This is a genomic window from Parvibaculum sp. (genome assembly GCF_049671045.1).
Taxonomy (GTDB): domain Bacteria; phylum Pseudomonadota; class Alphaproteobacteria; order Parvibaculales; family Parvibaculaceae; genus Parvibaculum.
The window spans coordinates 1-2316 of record NZ_JBATUH010000002.1 but is presented as its reverse complement, the minus strand read 5'-3'; the positions used below and the strand labels follow the sequence as shown (position 1 = coordinate 2316).

Genomic DNA, 2316 nt, shown 5'->3' with positions numbered 1-2316 from the left:
CTACCGGGCTGCGCTACGCTCCGACTGAACCGGTATGGAAAGGCCGTGCCCTTCCGAAGGCGCGCGGAATATAGACGTCACATCCCGAACGGGCAACGCCTCAATCTCGCTTTTTCAAAGGCTTTTTCGTCCTGCGCGGGGCGCGCGCGGCGCGGAGGTTCAGTTCTCCTCCTCGTCGCTCTCCCACAGCGTCTCGTCGACCTCATCCTTGAGCGCGATGAGCTCGTTGAGAATCGCATCGAGCGTCTCGCGCGCGCCCGAATCGAGCGTGGCGCCGCCTTCCTCGTCGCGCTCCCGCCGCTCGCCGCGCTTCACGGCCTCACGGGCGCGCTCGGCAAGCGAGGCATCGACCGTGCCCTTGCCGGTCTCGCTCACGAACTTCACGCCCTGTTCGCGAAAGACCTTCTGCACGCCCTTGATGGTGTAGCCGTCATTGTAGAGAAGCGCCCGCACGCCGCGCAGAAGATCGACATCTTCCGGGCGATAATAGCGCCGTCCTCCGCCGCGCTTCAGCGGGCGGATTTGCGTGAATTTGCTCTCCCAGAATCGCAGCACATGCTGCGGAACATCAAGTTCCGCAGCGACCTCGCTGATAGTCCGGAATGCGTCAGGCGATTTTTGTACAGACAAACCAGATCCCTGCTGCCGCTCCTCAACCCGATCTCTCAATGTCGATCCGATCAAGATAGCGCCTCAGGCCCTAATCGGCCGCAGCGGCCTTGCCGCTCAGCGCCGCATTGATGCGTTCCTTGAGCACATGGCTCGGACGGAAAACCAGAACCCGCCTCGGCTTGATCGGAACTTCCTCACCCGTCTTCGGATTGCGCCCCATGCGTCCCCCCTTCTGGCGTACCGAGAAGGAGCCGAACGACGACAGCTTCACCGTATCGCCCGTAGCAAGGCAATCGGAGAGCTGCTGAAGCACCAATTCGACCAGTTCCGCGGATTCGTTTCGAGAAAGGCCGACTTCCTGATAGACGGCTTCGCTCAGATGCGCCCGCGTGACCGTATCCCCCATGGCTTCCTACCTCCAAGTTCCCTGCGAAGCCTATTGCGGGGCGCGAAACCCGTCAATATTCAAAGGGATGGCTGGGTTTTCTCAAGGCCGGAATACGGCGGATTGAGCAAAGTTCGATTGCCGCGCTCACCAGCGCAAAAGCACCGATCCCCAGGTGAAACCGCCGCCCATCGCCTCGAGAAGCACGAGATCGCCCCGCTTGATTCGCCCGTCCCTGACCGCCGTGTCGAGCGCCAGCGGCACGGAAGCGGCCGAGGTGTTGCCATGTTGGCCGACGGTGACGACGACCTTCTCCGGCGGAAGGCCGATGCGCTTGGCCGTTCCGTCGAGGATTCGCTTGTTCGCCTGATGCGGCACGAACCAGTCGATATCGGCGGCCTTGAGCCCCGTCGCGGCCAGCGCCTCGTTGATCGTGTCGGAGATGTTGATGACGGCGTGGCGGAACACCTCGCGCCCTTCCATGCGGACATGGCCCACCGTGCCCGTCGATGACGGCCCGCCATCGACATAGAGCTTTTCCTTGTAGCGCCCGTCGGAGTGGAGGTGGGAGGTGAGAATGCCCCGATCGGCCGTCGTCCCCTCGCCCTCGGCCGCCCGCAGCACGACCGCGCCCGCCCCGTCGCCGAAGAGCACGCATGTCGTCCGGTCGGTCCAGTCGAGCAACCTGGAGAATGTCTCCGCGCCGATGACGAGAATCGTCTTCGCCTGGCCGCAGCGGATGAACGTGTCGGCGATGCTGAGCGCATAGACGAAGCCCGAACAGACCGCCTGCACGTCGAAGGCCGCGCCATGATGCAGGCCGAGCTCCGCCTGCACGGTCACGGCGGTCGCCGGAAACGTGTTGTCCGCCGTCGTCGTCGCGAGGATGATCATGTCGATCTCCTGCGCGTCGATGCCGGCATCGGCAATGGCGGCGCGCGCCGCCTTCAGGGCCAGATGCGAGGTGAGTTCGCCCTCGGCCGCGATGTGGCGCTCGTGAATGCCCGTGCGCTCGACGATCCACTCATCGGTCGTTTCGACCACTTTGGCGAGATCGTCATTGCTGACCCGCCGCTCCGGCAGATAGCTGCCGCAGCCCATGACAACGCTACGAATGACACTCACAGTATTACAGCCTCGGATTCTTCGTTGATCTGTGTTTGCGCACGCCGCTGGGCCACCTGCTCCAGCCCGTCCAATGCCTCGAGATCGGCGACGATCTTCTTGAGCAGATCCGCCGAGGCGACATCGACCGCAACGTCGATGGCGGATGCGAAGCCTTGCGCATCCGTTCCGCCGTGACTTTTCACGACGAGGCC

3 protein-coding genes and 1 pseudogene are annotated in these 2316 nt (G+C 63.5%); all 4 read right to left on the bottom strand.

From position 1 onward, the window contains the following. Positions 1-159 precede the first annotated feature (159 nt). Positions 160-630, bottom strand: coding sequence for a MerR family transcriptional regulator (locus WBG82_RS00235; protein WP_324297337.1), 471 nt, complete (start codon positions 628-630; stop codon positions 160-162). 70 nt (positions 631-700) lie between these two features. Beyond that, positions 701-1018, bottom strand: coding sequence for an integration host factor subunit alpha (locus WBG82_RS00230; protein ID WP_324297336.1), 318 nt, complete (start codon positions 1016-1018; stop codon positions 701-703). 126 nt (positions 1019-1144) lie between these two features. Continuing rightward, positions 1145-2122 (bottom strand): beta-ketoacyl-ACP synthase III, encoded by a 978-nt coding sequence (locus tag WBG82_RS00225; RefSeq protein ID WP_424419987.1) that lies wholly within the window; start codon positions 2120-2122, stop codon positions 1145-1147. After that, a pseudogene (locus WBG82_RS00220) lies at positions 2119-2316 on the bottom strand (phosphate acyltransferase PlsX); the annotation flags it as partial. The gene WBG82_RS00225 and the pseudogene WBG82_RS00220, both read right to left, overlap by 4 nt.